Source organism: Streptomyces sp. NPDC002926 (genome assembly GCF_053591755.1).
Window position 1 is genome coordinate 403,650 of sequence record NZ_JBSFUK010000003.1, and the last position, 17,482, is coordinate 421,131.

Annotated in this window: 13 protein-coding genes; 4 read left to right on the forward strand and 9 right to left on the reverse strand. The window is 69.8% G+C overall.

The annotated features are described in order from the left end of the window. The first annotated feature begins 44 nt into the window (after positions 1–44). Positions 45–1,808 carry an MOSC domain-containing protein gene (locus ACWDZ6_RS08265; RefSeq protein ID WP_451502215.1) on the forward strand — a complete coding sequence of 588 codons (1,764 nt, stop codon included), beginning with the start codon at positions 45–47 and terminating at the stop codon, positions 1,806–1,808. Between the two features lie 152 nt (positions 1,809–1,960). Continuing rightward, positions 1,961–3,577 carry an MFS transporter gene (locus ACWDZ6_RS08270; protein WP_451502216.1) on the forward strand — a complete coding sequence of 539 codons (1,617 nt, stop codon included), beginning with the start codon at positions 1,961–1,963 and terminating at the stop codon, positions 3,575–3,577. Between the two features lie 44 nt (positions 3,578–3,621). Here the strand turns inward: ACWDZ6_RS08270 and ACWDZ6_RS08275 are convergent, their stop codons facing one another. Together ACWDZ6_RS08275 and ACWDZ6_RS08280 are read right to left on the reverse strand one after the other, a co-directional pair. After that, positions 3,622–4,419: an aquaporin gene (locus ACWDZ6_RS08275; RefSeq protein ID WP_451502217.1), complete on the reverse strand. Its 798-nt coding sequence runs from the start codon at positions 4,417–4,419 to the stop codon at positions 3,622–3,624. A 36-nt stretch (positions 4,420–4,455) separates the two neighbouring features. Further along, positions 4,456–4,770, reverse strand: a complete 315-nt coding sequence (locus tag ACWDZ6_RS08280; protein WP_451502218.1) for an ArsR/SmtB family transcription factor — start codon at positions 4,768–4,770, stop codon at positions 4,456–4,458. A gap of 269 nt (positions 4,771–5,039) precedes the next feature. Here ACWDZ6_RS08280 and ACWDZ6_RS08285 point away from each other — a divergent pair, with 269 nt between their 5' ends. After that, entirely contained in the window at positions 5,040–5,459 is a 420-nt protein-coding gene (locus tag ACWDZ6_RS08285; protein WP_451502219.1) for an arsenate reductase ArsC, read from the forward strand. A gap of 291 nt (positions 5,460–5,750) precedes the next feature. Here ACWDZ6_RS08285 and ACWDZ6_RS08290 read toward each other — a convergent pair whose 3' ends face one another. Next, a complete protein-coding gene (locus ACWDZ6_RS08290) occupies positions 5,751–7,046 on the reverse strand; it encodes a DUF2254 domain-containing protein (RefSeq protein ID WP_451502347.1) in 1,296 nt (431 codons plus the stop codon). A gap of 375 nt (positions 7,047–7,421) precedes the next feature. Here ACWDZ6_RS08290 and ACWDZ6_RS08295 point away from each other — a divergent pair, with 375 nt between their 5' ends. Next, complete coding sequence (locus ACWDZ6_RS08295) at positions 7,422–9,338, forward strand: glycoside hydrolase family 15 protein (RefSeq protein WP_451502220.1); 1,917 nt, start codon at positions 7,422–7,424, stop codon at positions 9,336–9,338. Positions 9,339–9,341: 3 nt separating this feature from the next. On the opposite strand, the gene ACWDZ6_RS08300 is transcribed toward ACWDZ6_RS08295, so the two are convergent. From ACWDZ6_RS08300 to ACWDZ6_RS08325, 6 genes are all read right to left on the reverse strand, one after another. Beyond that, the gene (locus ACWDZ6_RS08300) at positions 9,342–11,147 is read right to left on the reverse strand and encodes a cation:proton antiporter (RefSeq protein WP_451502348.1); all 1,806 of its coding nucleotides are present in this window, start codon (positions 11,145–11,147) and stop codon (positions 9,342–9,344) included. A 48-nt stretch (positions 11,148–11,195) separates the two neighbouring features. Further along, positions 11,196–12,251 (reverse strand): cytochrome d ubiquinol oxidase subunit II, encoded by a 1,056-nt coding sequence (locus ACWDZ6_RS08305; protein WP_451502221.1) that lies wholly within the window; start codon positions 12,249–12,251, stop codon positions 11,196–11,198. Further along, a complete protein-coding gene (locus tag ACWDZ6_RS08310) occupies positions 12,248–13,732 on the reverse strand; it encodes a cytochrome ubiquinol oxidase subunit I (protein ID WP_451502222.1) in 1,485 nt (494 codons plus the stop codon). Before ACWDZ6_RS08310 ends, ACWDZ6_RS08305 begins: the two co-directional genes overlap by 4 nt. A 45-nt stretch (positions 13,733–13,777) precedes the next feature. After that, a complete protein-coding gene (locus tag ACWDZ6_RS08315; protein ID WP_389180688.1) occupies positions 13,778–14,572 on the reverse strand; it encodes an SDR family oxidoreductase in 795 nt (264 codons plus the stop codon). A 213-nt stretch (positions 14,573–14,785) separates the two neighbouring features. Next, on the reverse strand, positions 14,786–16,366 hold the full coding sequence (locus ACWDZ6_RS08320) for a GMC oxidoreductase (protein ID WP_451502223.1): 1,581 nt from the start codon (positions 16,364–16,366) through the stop codon (positions 14,786–14,788). 147 nt (positions 16,367–16,513) lie between these two features. Further along, positions 16,514–17,428, reverse strand: a complete 915-nt coding sequence (locus ACWDZ6_RS08325; RefSeq protein WP_451502349.1) for a cyclase family protein — start codon at positions 17,426–17,428, stop codon at positions 16,514–16,516. Positions 17,429–17,482: the final 54 nt, after the last annotated feature.

Below are 17,482 nucleotides of genomic sequence, written 5' to 3' on the forward strand. Positions count from 1 at the left end.
GGCGCCATGAGGGGCTGCCCCGGCCGGCCCGCAGGAGGTCCGCTATGGCGACGCTGCTGTCCGTCAACGTAGGAACGCCCAAGGACGTCTCCTGGCAGGGAAGGACCGTCCACACCGGAGCCTGGAAGTCCCCCGTGCACGGCCCCCGGATGGTGCGGCAGCTGAACATCGACGGAGACGGCCAAGGTGACCTGGCCGGGCACGGCGGCGAGATTCGTGCCGTCCTCGTCTACCAGCTGCAGTCCTACCAGTACTGGCAGAAGCAACTCGGTCGCGACGACCTGGCCTTCGGGATCTTCGGGGAGAACTTCACCGTCGACGGCATGCCCGACGACGACGTGTGCATCGGCGACCGGTACCGCATCGGCGAAGCCGAATTCGAAGTCACCCAGCCGCGCGTCACCTGCTACCGCGTCGGCATGCGCCTGGGCGAACCCGCCATGGCCTCCCTCCTGGTCGCCCACCACCGCCCCGGCTTCTACCTGCGCGTCCTCGCCGAGGGACGCGTCCAGGCCGGTGACGAGATCACCCTGATGCGCAAGGGCCCCGAAGAACTCAGCGTCGCCGACACCGACGCACTGCTCTACCTCCCCGACCGCGACGCTGCGAAGCTGCGCAAAGCACTGAACATCCCCGCTCTCAGCCCCGGATGGCAGCAGTCCTTCCGTGAACTCGCCGCCGCCCAGCAGCCCAGACAGGAACCGGGATGGCCGAGCGAACGCACCAGCACCCGGCAGCCCGGAGGAGAGCCGGGATGGCCGGGCTTCAAGACCATGCGGGTCGCCCGCATCGTCCCCGAGACCCCGACCGTTTCGTCGATCCATCTCGACACCACCGACAACACACCACTACCCGAGGCCCGCCCGGGCCAGTACCTCTCCATCCGCCTCGCCATCGGCGATGGCGCCCCCGCGGTGCGCAGCTACTCACTGTCTTCCGCGCCCACAGCCGGCACCTACCGCATCAGCGTCAAGCACGAGCCCCACGGGAAAGTCAGCAGCTACATCCATGCCACGCTCCACCCCGGGGACCTCGTGGACATCGCCGGCCCCCGCGGAACGTTCGTACTCGAAGAAGGCACCCGCCCGATCGTCCTCGCCTCCGCCGGGATCGGTGCCACTCCCGTACTCGCCATGCTCCACCAACTCGCCGCCACACGGGACCAACGCCCCGTCTGTTGGATCCACACCGCCCACGACAGCGCCCACCACGCTTTCGCGGACGAGACCCACACGCTCCTGGCGCAACTCCCCAACGCCCACGAGTACATCTACTACACCGCCGAAGCCGCCCCACATCCCGGCGAGCCCCACATCACCCAGGGGCGTCCGACCGCCCGTTCACTCGCGGCCATGGGCATTCCCACCGACACCGACGCCTACCTCTGCGGACCGCCCGCCTTCATGGACGACCTCGGCGGTTACCTGCGCGATCATGGTCTGCGCCCCGAGCGCATCCACAGGGAACAGTTCAGCGCCCTCCCCGCCATCAATCCCGGCGTAACGCCCACCGCCGCGATCCGGCCGCACCAACCACCCGGTGCACCGGGCACCGGCCCCCTCATCACCTTCGCCCGCAGCGGCATCACCACCCCATGGTCACCCGCTCACGCGTCACTCCTCGATCTCGCCGAAGCCTGCGACATCCCCACCCGCTGGTCCTGTCGCACCGGCGTCTGCCACACCTGCATCACCCACCTCGTGGCAGGCGACATCACCTACAGCACCCAGCCCCTCGAACTCCCCGAGGCCGGCACCATCCTCGTCTGCTGCAGCGAACCGGCCACCGAAGTCGTCCTCGACCTCTAGCCGGCCGGCAACGGCACGGTCCGGGAGTCGGCACGGTCCGGGAGTCGGCACGGTCCACGAGTCGGCGCGGTCCGCCGCCGCCAACCGGCTGATCTCCGTATCTTCGTGGCGGGTCGAGGAGCCGCCGTCCGGGTCGCTGGGACGATACGTCCATGGCACCCAGGTCAGGCTCTCCCGAGAGGTCGGCATCGGCGCGACTCGTCCTGCTGACACTCGCGGCCGGTCAGTTCCTGATGGCGCTCGACAGCTCTGTCATGAACGTCTCGATCGCGACGGTGGCCGACGACGTGGGCACGACCGTGACCGGGATCCAGGGCGCGATCACCGCGTACACGCTCGTGATGGCGATGTTCATGATCCCTGGGGGCAAGGTCGGCGCGCTCATCGGCCGCAAACGCGCGTTCGTGATCGGCTGCGGCATCTACGGATGCGGATCCCTCACGACAGCGCTCGCCCCGAACCTGCCCGTGCTCCTGCTCGGCTGGTCGTTCCTCGAGGGGATCGGGGCCGCGCTCATCCTGCCCGCGATCGTGGCGCTCGTCGCCGGCAACTTCGGCGCTGAACGCCGGCCCGCCGCCTACGGCCTCGTCGCGGCCGCAGGCGCCGTGGCGATCGCGGTCGGGCCGCTCATCGGGGGCGTCGCGACGACGTACTTCTCCTGGCGCTGGGTGTTCGCCGGTGAGGTCGTGATCGTGCTCGGCATCCTGGTGCTCGCCCGCCGCATCGCCGACGCGCCGAGCGAAGGACGCACGCGCATCGATCTCGTCGGCGCCGTGCTCTCCGCCCTCGGGCTCGGGATCTTCGTCTACGGCGTACTCCGCTCGGACGAATGGGGCTGGTTCCGGCCCAAGCCCGACGCACCCTCCTGGCTCGGGATCTCACTGGTCGTCTGGCTGATGCTGGCGGGTCTGCTCCTGATCTGGCTGTTCCTCCGCTGGGAGGCCCGCCTCGTGGAGCGGCGCAAGGAACCACTCGTGCACCCGGCAATGCTGCAGAACAAGCAGCTCACCGGTGGCTTGACGATGTTCTTCTTCCAGTACCTCGTGCAGATGGGCGTGTTCTTCGTCGTACCGCTCTACCTGTCGATCGCACTCGGCCTGTCCGCGCTCGCGACCGGCGCACGCATCCTGCCGCTCTCACTGACTCTGCTGGCTGCCGCGATCCTGATCCCACGTCTCTTCCCGGACGTCTCGCCGCGGCGGGTGGTGCGGCTCGGGACCCTCGCGCTGCTCGCGGGCGCGGTGGCCCTGATGGCCGCGCTCGACACAGACGCGGGTGCGGAAATCGTCACCGTTCCCCTCCTGTTGATCGGGCTCGGCATGGGCGCACTGGCGTCCCAGCTCGGGTCGGTCACCGTGTCCGCGGTGCCGGACCGGCAGAGCGCGGAGGTCGGCGGCATCCAGAACGCCGTCACCAACCTCGGCGCCTCGATCGGTACGGCACTCGCCGGGTCGATCCTGATCGCCGCGCTGACGGCTTCGTTTCTGACCAGCGTCGAGCAGAATCCGGCGGTCCCGGCCGAGGTCACGAGTCAGGCGACCGTCCAACTCCAGAGCGGTGCGCCCTTTCTGTCGGACGCCCAGCTCAAGACCGCCCTCGCCGAAGCGGGCACGAGCCCGGAGGTGACCCGGGCCGCGCTCGACGCGAACGCCGAAGCGAGGCTCGACGGCCTGCGCGCCGCACTCGCCATCCTCGCCCTCACCGCGCTTCTCGCACTGTTCTTCACCCATCGGATCCCGACGACCCAGCCCCGCTCGACAAAGCCGTAGCGGCGGACAGCGCAGTCTCCGCTGCCGAGCCCGCGTCGTCCGCATCACGCGGCAGGCTGCTGGGAGCCGGCTCTGCCGCTCATGAAGATGAGCGCCACCAGCGCCAGTCCGAGTACGGCGCCGACGAGCTGCGCGCCGATGAAGCCGGGGACCGAGGTGGGGGCGATGCCCGCGAACGTGTCGGTGAACGCGCGGCCGATCGTCACCGCCGGGTTGGCGAACGAGGTGGACGAGGTGAACCAGTAGGCGGCGCCGATGTAGGAGGCGACAGCGACCGGGGCGAAGCGGAGCCGGTCGGTGCGGGCCAGCCCGAAGATCAGCAGGATGAGTCCCGCGGTGGCGACCACCTCGCCCAGCAGCAGGCTCCCGGCGGAACGGTCGTGCGTGGACCACTTCACCAGGGGCTCGCCGAACATCGCATCGGCCAGGACGGCGCCCGCGATCGCCCCTGCTGTCTGCGCCGGCACGTACACGGCCGCCTCGCGGCCGGTGACTCCCGCGCCGCCACGGCGGGCCGTCCACCACTCGGCCAGGGTGACGGCCGGGTTGAAGTGCGCGCCGGAGACTGGGCCGAGGAGGGCGATCAGGACGCCGAGCCCGAAGACGGTGGCGAGGGAGTTGGCCAGGAGCTGCAGGCCCACGTCCTGGGTCAGTTCGGTGGCCTGGATGCCGGATCCGACCACGACCGCGGCCAGCGCTGCGGTGCCGACCAGTTCGGCGGCGGCCCGGGCGACCAGGGGCGTGCGGGGCCGCGTGGCTCCCGGCGCGGGCCGGGACCCGGCGGCGGGTACGGCGGACTGCGCTGCGTTCTCGTGGCCGGCGGCGGCCCGGGTGACGGTCAACAGAACTCCTCGGTGCGGTCGCGTCAGGTGACGGGATCAGGGACAGGACCGCTTGAGGTTCGCTTCGGCGGTGGCGCGCGCGGTCTCCGCGAGGTCGGCGAATTGACCGGCGAGCTGTTCGATGACGTCCGGGCGGAGCCGGTAATAGGTGAAGCGCCCGCACGGCTCGGTCTCGACGACACCCGCCTCGCGCAGCACCTTCAGGTGGTTGGAGAGGTTGGTCTGCCTGGCACCGGTCTCCTCGACCAGGTGCGTGGTGCAGAGCGTCTCCTTGGCGAGCAGGGTCACGATCCGAAGCCTGAGCGGGTCGGCCAGCACCCGGATCAGTTCAGTGTCGACTGACGTCATCATGGGCTGATAGTGTCACATCACCCGGTACTGATACCAATCCGGGCTGATCCGTAGGAGCCGTCGAAGGGGTTCCCATGTCCGCCTCAGTCACCAGGCGTCAGGTCTTTTCTCCGTGGTTCCCGCTCCCCCTCCTTCCCGATGAACCTCTGACCGTCGGCGCGGCGCGCCTCGGTCGATACCTACATCAACGAGCTGCTCGGCTCCCTTGCGGACACCTGAACGCCCCCCGCACTCCCGCCTGTTGAACGATCTCGTCAAGGGAAGAACTGATGCCCTCCACCCCCGCCGCGTCCGTGCTGTTCGTCTGTGTCCACAACGCCGGCCGCTCGCAGATGGCCGCCGGATTCCTCTCCCACCTCGCCGGTGACCGTGTCGAGGTCCGCTCGGCCGGGTCGCTGCCCGCCGAGCAGGTCAACCCGGCCGCGGTCGAGGCGATGGAGGAGGTCGGCATCGACATCTCCGCACAGCGGCCGAAGGTGTTGACCACCGAGGCCGTCCAGGCGTCCGACTACGTCATCACGATGGGCTGCGGCGACGCCTGCCCGGTCTTCCCGGGCAAGAGGTACCTGGACTGGGCGCTGGAGGACCCGGCCGGCAAGGGCGTCGAGTCCGTACGCCCCATCCGCGACGAGATCAAGAAGCGCATCGAGGCCCTGATCGCCGAGATCGACGCCAAGCGGCAGGCATGAGCGCCGTGACGGCTGCGGACGACCTGCCGGAGGTCAACCCATAGGCTCCGGCCCCCCTCCTACCGGCCGGCGCCGGCAGCAGGGCGCAGCAAAGTGCCGAAGGACGGGTGTCGGGCGACCGGCTGACGGTGTACCCGGTGCGGGCTCGGTCAGTGACAGCCCGCGGTTCACTCCCCCGGCGACGGCGGCAAACCAGCCTCGGCACCATCCGCGGCAGGAACTTCGGGAGCATGCCGGACTGTAGTGGGCGGTGCGGTCCGCTCGGGAAGGCTCGCTTCCGCAGGTACGCGTTCATCCGGGCGGTGCGTCCTTCGGACGCTGCCCGCCGCCGATGCCCTGGCTGTCGCCCGTCCGCGCAGTGGCGCGGCGGAAGGGGTCGGTGAACTCCCGCTCGACCGATTCGTCGAGGAGCCCGAGTTCCGTGCGGACCGCCGGCAGGTGCTCGGCCGGCAGGGTGTCGAGCAGCCCCTCCAGCAGCGCGCGGAGCCGCCGGCAGATCTGAGTGGCCCCCGCCCCGTACTCACGGATCTCGGTGACGGCGAGCTGGAGGTAGTCCTCCCAGACCCGGCCGGGCACCACCAGTCGCGGGCGGCCACGGTCGTCGCCGAGCACGTGGCGGCGAGAGAGCCCGGTCCTGCCGGCGATGTGGAGAAACGCCTCGATGTGATTCAGCACCTGGACGGCGGTCGTGGGGTCGTTCACGGCCGGGGAGAGCGCACGGATGGCGATGTCGACGAGCACACGCAGAGCGAAGGCGGGATCCTGCTCGATGGTCCGCTCGGTGCCGAGGGCGACGAGGCCGGTCACCAGCCGCGGATCGGGTGCCGAGGTCCCCCCGTGAACCTCGACGATGGTGGCGCCGGGCGGTACGAAGTCCCCGACCTGGTGGGTCACGACGAACGTGCAGTCGTGGCGCGCCGCGGCCGCCGTCAGCCCGACTACGTTGATCGCCTGGATGACTCCGCCGTCTCGGGAGCGAACAGCTGTCACCGGACGGCCCCGCGGTGCGGGTCCGTCGTCACGGATCTCGGAGCCGCCGGCACCGGCCGACCAGCGGGTGAGGACCTTCGTCCCCATGCGACCGACCAGGTCGGCGATGGCCACCGGGCGGAGGTTGTGGGTGAACCGGTTGAGGTAGACCAGCAGAAGCAGCAGGCTGACGGAGACGGCCACCCCGGCGAGGGTGACTCCCAGGTCGGGGACGGAGTCCGACTCGATCCTGCGCAGCAGGGAGAAGGCGAACGCGAACGTCCCGGTGAAGGTGGCCAGCACGGCCTTCTGCAGGCGGTCCCGGTACCACAGGCGCATGTATCGCGGGGACAGCGTTCCGGTGGCCTGCTGGACGACGAGAACGCCGATGGTCACGACGAATCCGAGCAGGGCGACCATGGCCCCGACGATGGCGGTGAGCACACCGCTGGCCGTGGTCGCGGAATACTGCCAGTTCACCGACAGCCGGCCCGTTCTCTCCGCGGCCATCGCACACTCGGCGAGAATCACCCCGAGTACGAGTCCGAACAGCGGGACGATCCACAGGCTGGCTTTGGCGTACTGCCGCAGCCGGAACGCGGACGCCCAGGACATCATCGTCCGCACCCGCGGACCGTTCCCCTCCCGGGCACCGGCGCAGGACTCCACAGCACGGGGCACCCTCCCGGGGTGAGCTCTGGAATGCGGCCTTCGGATCCACGCTAACGCCGTACCCCGGCGGGCGCAGGAAACGGGACGCTGTCCGGGCTTCCAGGTCGTGCGCACTTCCGGCCCCGCGCCGTGTTTCCGCCGCTCAAGGGCCCGGCCCCGCCTTGCTCGGCAGGCCCGTGGCGATTTCCTTGCTTAAGCTGTCCGGGTGGCACCGGATCGGCGCGACGGCGTAGGGCGGTTGATCTCCGTGATGCCGCCGAGCCGTACCTGGGGGGTCGTGCAGGCCGTGCGTTTTTCGGCCCGGGCAGGAAGGGGCTCGCGATGGACGACTACCCGCTGATCGAGAATCACGGCCTGATCGGCGATCTGCAGACCGCGGCGCTGGTGACCACCGACGGGACGATCGACTGGTTCTGCTGTCCGCGCTTCGACTCGCCAAGTGTGTTCGGCGCCCTGCTGGACCGTGAGAAGGGCGGGCATTTCTCGGTCTCCCCGGCGCAGAAGACCTACGCGACCAAGCAGTTGTACTTTCCCGACACCGCGGTTCTGGTGACCCGGTTCATGACCGAGGCGGGCGCCGGCGAGGTGGTCGACTTCATGCCGGTGACCGGGCGGACGGCCACCCCTCGTCACCGTCTGGTCCGCATGCTCCGCTGCGTGCGCGGCAGCATGACCTTCGAGATCCGCATCGCCCCCCGCTTCGACTACGGCCGCAAGCCGCACAAGCTGCACATCACCGACCACGGAGCGGTGTTCGCCGCGGACGATATGGAGCTGACCGTCCACGCGGTCCGCGAACCGGGGGACAAGCGACTGGTGAACTCCCTTACGGGCGAGGAGGATCTGCACTTCTCGCTGACCCTGCAGGCAGGTGACCAGCGGGGCCTGATCATGGAGTCGTCCGCCGGCGGACCGCCGCGCGAGATCCGCCTCACCGAGTTCGAGCAGCTCTTCGACGACACCGTCCGGTACTGGCGGTCCTGGCTCGGCCAGTCCCGGTACTCGGGCCGGTGGCGGGAGGCGGTGGAGCGCTCCGCCGTGACGCTGAAGCTGATGACGTACGCGCCCAGCGGCGCCCTGGTGGCGGCCCCGACGGCGGGGCTGCCGGAGCAACTCGGCGGCGAGCGCAACTGGGACTACCGGTTCACCTGGATCCGCGACGCCTCGTTCTCCGTGTACGCCCTGCTGGGGCTGGGGTTCAAGGAGGAGGCGACCGCGTTCATCGGCTGGCTGCGCGACCGGGTGAAGGAGAAGGCCGGCAGCGACGGTGACACGGGACCGCTGAACATCATGTACCGGGTCGACGGCTCGTCCGACCTCGTCGAGGAGACCCTGGAGCACTGGGAGGGGTACCAGCGCTCGGCCCCTGTGCGCATCGGCAACGGCGCCGCGACCCAGCTGCAACTGGACATCTACGGCGAGGCCCTGGACAGCATCTTCTTCGCCCACCAGCGCGGAATCCAGCTGGACCACCGGGGCTGGACCTCGCTGCACACGATCCTCGACTGGCTCACCGATCACTGGGACCAGGCAGGGGAGGGCCTGTGGGAGACCCGGGGCGGCCGCAAGAACTTCACCTACGGCAGGGTGATGTCCTGGGTCGCCTTCGACCGGGCGCTGCGGCTCGCGGCCGCCAGCGGCCGGCCGGCCGCGATCGTCCGCTGGAGCAGTGAGCGCGACAAGATCTACGACCAGATCCTGGCCAAGGGCTGGGACCCGCAGCGCAAGGCCTTCGTCCAGCACTACGGCAGCGATGTGCTCGACTCCTCGCTGCTGCGGATGCCGACGGTGGGCTTCATCACCCCCGACGACCCGATGTGGAAGTCCACGCTGGACGCGATGGACCGGGAGCTGGTCACCGACAGCCTGGTCTACCGGTACAACCCCGAGGCGTCGCCCGACGGGCTGCGCGGCTCCGAAGGGACCTTCTCCCTGTGCACGTTCATGTACGTCGACGCACTGGCACGGGCCGGGCGGACCGATCAGGCCAGGCTCGTGCTGGAGAAGATGCTGACGTACGCCAACCATCTCGGCCTGTACTCCGAGGAGATCGACCTGACGGGGCGACAACTGGGCAATTTCCCACAGGCGTTCACTCATCTGGCACTGATCGACGCGGCCATCACGCTGGACGCGACCTTGAAACGGACGCCTCAGGTGGCGACTTCGATCCCGCTCGGTACAGCGGCTCCCGCCACGGCGGTGCCGACCGGGGACCGGCCGAACGCCGGCGGCTGACGGTCAATGCCCGGCGCGTACGTCGCCGCCGGGGGCGGACGTCGCCGGGCCCGGCGGGAAAGGGCCGAGGAGTACCACGGTGTCGCCTTGCTGCAAGGTGACCGTATGTGCCTCGGTGACCGGGTCCAGCCGGCCGTTGGCCCGTACGACGAACAGCGTGTCGTGCTCCGGCGGGAGCGGCTCGGAGGCGGGCTGTACGAGGAAGCGGACGCCCTGCTCGTACCTGGCCGCCAGGGTGTGCCGGACGAGTGACCTGCCGAAGAGGATGTCGCCGCCGGTGTAGGGCGCGACGACGCCGTGGCTGTCGTGCGGCGGGCCGACCCGGTAGACCGGGCCCTCGACACTGTCCTGCACCATGACCGAGGCGAGGGCGTTGAAGTCGTCGTCGTCGGTGAGCAGGAAGACCGCCGTGACTCCCTCCAGCCGCGCCTTGGGGTCGGCGGCGGTGGCCAGCAGTTCCCCGGAGGCCAGCTCGATACCCGCCTCTCTGATCTGTTCCCGCTGTGCCTCGAGACCGGCCCACATCAGCACGTCGAGCCCGGCGGAGCGCAGCGTCCGTCCCAGGCCGATCACCCAGGGGTCGCCGCCCACCAGCAGGGGCCTGGTGCGCGCGGACCTGATGACGCCCAGCCGCGCGGCCACCGGGGCGGCCGTCAGCGCGTACAGCAGGACGGTTCCCACGATCACCAGGAAGGTGATCGGAAGGATCTTGGAGGCCCCGTTCAGCCCCTTGTCGACAAGGGTGGCCGAGAACGCCGATGCCGTGGAGGCGGCGACGATGCCGCGGGGCGCCATCCAGCCGATGAAGGCCCGTTCTCCGGAGCCGAGGTCGGTTCTGACGGTGGAGAGGAAGGCGACCAGCGGTCGCACGACCAGGACGAGGGCGGCGACCAGGGCGAGGGACGGCAGCAGCACGGGGACGACGGACGCCGGGGTCACCGTCGCCGAGATGGAGATGAACAGCAGGCCGATGATCAGCTGGACGAGCGTTTCGAAGAAGGGCCGGCGTGCGGGCATGTCGAGACCGGGGAGGTTGGCGACCGTCAGCCCGGCGATGATCGCGGCGATGAGACCGGTGTCGTCACGCACCATGTCGCACCCGGCGGACACCGCGATGACCGTTGCCAGCTGCGCGAGCGTGCCGAGCGTCTCGCCGAGCCGGAGCGTACGCAGCGTCAGCCACAGCAGCGCGGCCCCGACCGCGCCGCCGATCAGCCCGACGGCCAGACTGACGAGGAATTCGGTGAGGGGGAATCCGCGGCCGGAGCTCAACCCGCCGGCGAGGATGGCGTGGAAGACGAGGGCGCCGAGAATGCCGCCGACCGGGTCGATCAGGGACCCTTCCCAGATCAGAATCCGCCGCGCCTTGTCCGTCGGTCGGACGTGGTCCAGCAGCGGACCGACGACGGTCGGCCCGGACACGACGAGGATCACACCCGTCATCACGGCCACCGCGAGCGGGACGTCGAACAGCGCGGGGGCCATGGCCACGGTGGCTCCCCAGGTGATGAGCACACCCAGCACGATCAACCGGGCCACGACCCGGCGGGTTTCGCCGGTGAGATGACGCAACTCGAGGCCCAGGCCCGCGTCGTAGAGGATCACCGCCACCGAGAGGGACACCAGGGAGGAGAAGTCCGGCCCCACCAGCCGGTCGGGCTGGACGACATCGGTCAGGGCGCCGGCGGCGAAGCCGACGGGCAGCAGCACGATCAGCGCGGGAACCCGCAGCCGGCTCGCCAGGATCTGGGAGCCCACGGCGAGCGCCACGGTCAGGCCGATGCCCAGCAGAATCTCGTCTTCGGTCAGAGCGGCTTCACCCCTCGGAAGTACCGCGAGTTCCGCGCCGCACCGTGGTCAGACGCTGTCGGCCGCACCGTCGCCGCCCGTACCGCTTCGCCGCAGATCGGCTTCGGTGAGAGGTTCCAGCTCGCCGTGGGTGTCCAGCCAGTACAGGAGAACGACGGCCGGGCCGACGAGCACGAGGGCCACCAGGGTGACCAACGCCAGCCAGCGCAGAGTGGTGGGAGCGCCGGCGCCGTCGGCCACGGTCAGCGAGGTGGGCAGGAGGTAGGGCCGCTGGGCCATGCCCCAGGCGATGATGACCGCCGCGACCGCCCCGACGGCCGTGACCCGCGACCAGGCACCGGATGTACGCAGCAGCAGCCATGCGGTGGCGAGCGTGGCCACCGCGGCAACGACGACGAGGGCGAGCCCGAGGCCATGAGTGAGGCCCTGCCACACATAGGGGGCGTCGCCATAGGTGACGAACAGCGTGATCACGGCCAGTACGGTGAGCACGGCGAGAGCCCCGAGCGCTCGCAGCCGGAAGTAGCCGACCAGATCGGGCGCCTCGAAGCGCCGGGCGTCCCCGGCCAGGAACACGGCACCGAGGAAGGCCGTCGCCGCGACGGCGACCAGACCGAAGATGATGGAAGTGGGGTTGGACCAGGCGTCGGCCGAGGGCTCGGTCCCCGGCGCCACCCGTCCGGAAGCGACCCCGCCGACGGCCGCGCCGAGGAAGAACGGCGTGAGCAGCGAGGCGACGGCGAACACGGCCCCGAAGAGGCGTCGGCCCGCGATACGCCGGGCGGGCTTGCGCAGGGCGAAACCGGCACCGCGCAGGACCATGCCGACGGCGGCCAGCGCCAACGGCAGCCACATCGCGGAGAACAGGGTCTGGAACAGGGTCGGGAACCCGGTCCACATGATGACGAAGATGAAGATCAGCCAGACATTGTTGACCTCCCACACCGGGGCCATGGCGTGGTCGATCAGCCATCGGGGGCGCTTGCCGCGTTCCGCGCCGCCGGCGGTCAGGTCCCAGAAACCGGCCCCGTAGTCGGTCCCGCCGGCGCAGGCGTAAGCGGCCACCGCGAGCAGCATCACCACAGCGATGAGGTCCGCGGTCATGACGGGCCTTCCCCGGCCGGTGCCGACCCGCTGCTGCCGGAGGCCGGGGCGTCGCCCGCAGGGACCGGGGCGCGCGGGCCGTAGGGGGTGTCCGCCTCCGGTACCTCGACCGGCCTCCCGGCCGCCTGCCGTTCGTCGGCGAGGCGCCAGCCGGTGCGCATCTTGAGCAGGATGGCGAGGAACGAGCCGAAGACGAAGACGTACACGACGATCACCAGGCCGAACATGATCCACAGGCTGGTGGAGCGGGTCGACGTCACCGCTTCGGCGACCCGCATGTTCTGGTAGACGATCCAGGGCTGGCGCCCCACCTCCGTGGTGACCCAGCCGCATTCGACCGCGAGGACGGAGGCGACGCCCGCGCACGCGGCGCCGCGGAAGAACCACTTCGAGTCGGGAAGTCTTCGGTTCCGCAGCCGGACCAGGCCGTACCAGAGGGCGAGCAGCACCAGCAGGGAGCCGAGCACGACCATGAGGTCGAAGGCCCAGTGGGCGATGGTGGCCTGAGTCGCCGTCGGCCGGTCGCTCGCCGGCACGGAGGACAGTCCGGTCACCTTGGTGCGGGGGCTGAAGCCGGCCAGGATGGAGTCGAGCTGCGGGATCTTGATGCCGCCGGAGATGCTTCCGTCCGGGTGCATTCGGCCGAACAGGTACTCCGGCACATGGGTGTCGGTCTTCCAGACGATCTCCGTGGCCGCGAACTTCACCGGCTGTTTGTGAAAGACCGACCGGGCGATGGAGTCGCCCAGCACGAGCTGCACCGGGGTGAGCACCGCGGCGATGGTGAAGGGGACGGTGAAACCGAGCCGGTGGTAGTGGTCCCGGCGGCCGCGCAGCAGGCCGACGGCGTAGACGCCGGCCACGACATAGCCCGCGGTCACCAGCATCGCCACGACGAAGTGCCAGTACTGCGGCCCGAACATCGGGGTGAAGATGGCCTTCCAGATGTGCACGTCGACGGGGTTGCCGTCGGAGTCGAGGGAGAAGCCCTGCGGCGTGTTCATCCATGAGTTGGCGGCCAGGATGCCGAACGCCCCGAGCAGCGCGGTCACCGGCAGCGGCAGCCCGAGGAGGAAGTGGGTGCGCGGCTTCAGTCTGCGCCAGCCGTACAGATAGATGGCGATGAGCACCGCCTCCAGGAAGAACGCCCAGGCCTCGACGCCGAATCCGATGCCGAAGACATCACCCCACCTGCCCATCAGCCCCGGCCAGAGCAGACCGAACTCGAAGGTCAGGACGGTGCCGGTGACGACACCGACCGCGAACTGCACCGCCATGACGGCCGACCAGCGCCGTGCCAGCAGCAGGGCGACGGGGTCCTTCCTGCGCATACCTCTGTAGTGCATCACCAGGGTGATGAACGGCAACGCCACCCCCATGGGCACCAGGATGATGTGGGAGGCGAGCGTGAAGGCCATGAGCTCTCTGGCCGGAAGCAGTTGGGCCGGGGCGTCCGCCAGCAGGTGGACCGTGGTGTACATACGTGCCTTTGCTGCTCGGGATGGCGCGAGGAGATCAGGGGAAGGTCAGCCGCCGGTGGCGAAGCCGGGGAAGAGGGTCATCCCGCCGTCCACATAGAGGGTGGTCCCCACCACGTAGTCCATGAGGTCGGAGGCGAGACCGACGACGGCGTGGGCGATGTCCTGAGGGTCGCCGATGCGCTTGTACGGGATGAGCCGCAGCAGGTCTTCCCGTGCCTCCGGTGTCTCCCAGGCACTGCGGTTGATCGGCGTCTTGATGGCTCCCGGGGCAACCGCGTTCACACGGATCTTCTGCGGCGCGAGTTCCTGCGCGAGTGTCTCCATCATCATCTGTACGCCGCCCTTGGAGGAGGCGTAGTTGACGTGCCCCGCCCACGGAATGAGCTGATGCACCGAACTCATGCAGATGATCTTCCCCGCCGCGCTCGACACCTCCGGGACGACCCCGCGGCGCAGAAACTCCTTCGTCGCCTCCCGGGCGCACAGGAACTGACCCGTCAGATTGACGTCCAGCACCTTCTGCCACTGGGCGAGGGTCATCTCCGTGAACGGGGCGTCGCGCTGCAGACCGGCGTTGGCGACCAGGATGTCGATCGTCCCGAACTCCTGGACCATCCGGTCCATCATGCCGATGACCTGGTCCTCCTTGGACACGTCCGCCTCGTACGCCGCAGCGCGCACCCCGAACGAGGTGATTTCCTTGACCACTTGGTCGGCGGACTCGCGGTCGGCCACATAGTTCACGACCACATCGGCGCCGGCCCGGCCGAGACCGATGGCCGTCGCCTTGCCGATTCCGGAGTTGGCGCCCGTGACCAGTGCCTTCTGCCCCTTGAGCAGGTGTGCCGGGATCACGCCTTGGGGTGCTCCCGCGGTGGAATTCACGATTGCCTGCCTCCTCGCTGCGCGGCCCCCGGTCCGCCGGGCTGCGGCCCGGCCGGGTCCGGAGCGTCAGGGAATCACCGGCGGCCGGGGGCGGCGCATCCGGCGAGCTGGCGTTGGGCCGTTGGGCGGAGCATCTTCGCCCGGTCGGACCAGCGGACCGGCCGGCCGTCAGCCGAGCCGGTCCATGAGGTGGTCGCCCACCCGCAGGGCGTTGGCGATGGCCGTCAGGGACGGGTTGACCGCGCCGATGCTCGGGAAGAAGCTCGTGTCGACCACGTAGAGGTTGTCCAGGTCGTGGGCCTTGCAGTTGACGTCCAGGGCGGAGGTGGCCGGGTCGGCGCCGAATCGAACGGTGCCGGCCTGGTGTGCGGTGGCGCCGATCGGCATGCCCTTGTGCAGGTAGATGCTGTGGGACAGCAAGTGGTGCTCGTGCATGCCCAAGTGACCGAGCATGCCCTGGAGTTTGTGCTGCAGACGCTTGAGTCCCGCGGTGTTGTTCTTCTCGTCGAGGGCCAGATGGATGCTGCCGTCGCCGTCCAGAGTGACGCGGTTGTCGGGCAGCGGAAGGTCTTCGCCGCACAGCCAGAAATCGACGGCGTGGTGGGCCAGCACCTCGAACGGCATGTCGGGGGTCACCGCCCCGGCCCAGCGCGGGGCCTCGCCGTGGATCTGCTCGGCGTCGGACTTGCCGAGCATCTGGATTCCACCCAGCGGGTAGTCCCAGTCGTCCGCGCCCAGATACCAGTCGTGCAGCGCGAGGGTCTTCTGGAACTGGGTGTCGTTGGGTTCCTTCGACACGGCCATCAGGGCCAGGTTGTTGTGCCGCATGTAGAAACGGCCGATCACGTCGGAGCTGTTGGCCAGTCCGCGGGGGTGCCGGTCGTTGGCCGAAGCCAGCAGCAGAGCGGCGGAGTTGACCGCCCCGCAGGCGACGACCACGATGTCCGCCGCGTACCGGGCCTCCGAGCCGTCCGCCTGCCGGGTGACGACCGTACTGACGCTGCGTCCGGCCGGGTCGGTCTCCAGCCTGACCACTCGGGCATTGGTGATCATCTCGACGTTGGGGTGCTGCAGGGCGGGTTCCACGCAGATCACCTGGGCGTCGGACTTGCCGCGCACCAGACACGGGAACCCGTCCACCCGGTTGCAGCGGATGCAGACGCTGGAGTGGGTCGCCCGCCCGTCGTCGTCCTGGCTCAGGTTGACGCCGATGGGCAGATGGAAGGGGTGCAGGCCCCGCTTCTCCAGGTCGTCGCTCAACTGCTGGATGCGTGGCTCGTGTTGGACCGGCGGGTACGCGTACTGCGCGCTCACCGGGCCTTCGCCGGGGTCCTCGCCGTGTCGCCCGTGTACGAGATAGAGGTGTTCGGCCTGGGTGTAGTACGGCTCCAGGTCTTCGTAGCGGATCGGCCAGGCGGGTGAGACACCGTCGTGGTGGCGGAGTTCGCCGAAGTCCTCGGGCCGCAGCCGGAAGAGGGCGGCGCCGTAGAACTTGGTGTTTCCTCCGACGTAGTAGTTGACCTCGGGCGGGAACTCGTTGCCGTGCTTGTCGAACCAGAATTCCGGTGCACGGTACTTGCCCTTGACGAACACGGCGGTGGAGTCCCAGTTGTCTCTCTCACGCGGGAGGTAGTCACCGCGTTCGAGGATGAGCACCCGTTTGCCGGAGGGGGCGAGCCGGTGGGCGAGCGTACCGCCGCCGGCGCCGCTGCCGATGATGATGACGTCATAGTGCGGGGAGTCGCCCACGGCGACCACCGTCCTTGCTCTCGCGGCCCTGCCCTCTCGCCGGGACCTGTCACTTCGCGCTGCGGAGACGAAGGAACCATTCCGCCTCCTCGAACGTATCCGCCCTTTCCGTTCGCGGCGACCGGGCGAGCCGCCGTGGGGGGCCGGTCAGAGAACGGCGATGGGATTCACCGGAGAGCCGGTGGCCGCCGGCAGCCGGAGCGGCGCGACCACACACAGGAAACTCCAGCGGCCCGCCCGTTCGCACGCCGGAGCCAGCTCCTCGAACTGCAGATAGTCCATGAGATGCACTCCCATGGCGTGCATCGCCAGCACATGCACCGGGAAGGCGATGTCCTCCACCGCGCTGGGGGCGGTGTCGTTGTTGCCGTCTCCGCCCAGCACCGAGACCTGCCGCTCGGCCAGGAACCGCATCGCCGTCGGATGGAGGCCGCTCCGGGCCCGCGCCGCGTCCCATGGCCCGAGCTCGCGGCGCCGCCCCCGGTGCCCCACCCGGACGAGCAGCAGGTCCCCCGGCCCGACCCGGACCCCCTGCGCGGCCTCGGCCGCGGTCAGGTCGCCGGCCGTCACATGGTCGCCGGGCTCCAGCCAGGGCACGCCGCGCAGCCGCGGGATGTCCAGCAGTACCCCGCGGCCGACGATGCCGTCCCGCACCTCGTCGAGGGAGAGCGAACCTGCGCCGTCCTGGGTCACCGTGCTCGCCGGCACCCCGTTGTAGAGCTCGCCGTCGAACACCACGTGGCAGAGCGCGTCGAGATGGCTGTCCGCGTCCCCGTGCACGTTCATCGCGAACCGGTCGAGGGCGAAGTGCAGCCCGTCCGCGCCGATCTCACCGGCGGCGGGCCCGGTCATCCGGTGGTCCGCCGGCTCGGGATTGTCCGGTCCCGGCAGAGTCTCGATGGGCGCGGCGAGGGACACCGTGTGCCCGGACCTGACCTCGGTGGTGGCTGCCAGCACACGCCCGGGCGTCAGGTGGCCGAGTGCTCCGCGCCGGTCGTCGGGACTGCGCCGGGCCCCGTCGCGCAGCTCTTCGTACAGCTTCCGGAAGGCGTCCGCGGTCATGTGCCGCGGGGCCGAGGGTTCCGTGTACGTGGCCATGGGGATGCTGCCTCCCGC